Origin of the sequence: Paraburkholderia sp. SIMBA_054 (genome assembly GCF_046534875.1) — a bacterium.
Classification (GTDB): Bacteria; Pseudomonadota; Gammaproteobacteria; order Burkholderiales; family Burkholderiaceae; genus Paraburkholderia; species Paraburkholderia hospita.
Window position 1 is genome coordinate 1 of record NZ_JAWRXV010001285.1, and the last position, 251, is coordinate 251.

The window sequence follows — 251 nt, forward strand, 5'->3', positions numbered from 1 at the left end:
GGCTTCGCTGAGGCCGTTTGCCGGGGCTGCCGCCAACGTGAGGCCGGCTTGCCGTGCAAAAGCGACCAGCGCTTCCGCATCCTCATAATTCATAGCCAGCGGTTTTTCGGAATAGACATGTTTTCCTGCGGAAAGCGCTGCATGCGAGATTTCAAAATGGCTTTCAGGTGTTGTCAGATTGACGACGATCTGCACGTCAGGATCGGCCAGAACAGCCTCGAAACTCTCATAAGCCTGGACGGAGTAGTGCG

1 protein-coding gene is annotated in these 251 nt (G+C 55.8%); it reads right to left on the reverse strand.

What is annotated here, in order from left to right; genetic code table 11:
• The coding region (locus tag SB822_RS59240; protein WP_410859394.1) for a Gfo/Idh/MocA family protein at window positions 1-251 on the reverse strand (251 nt) is incomplete at both ends.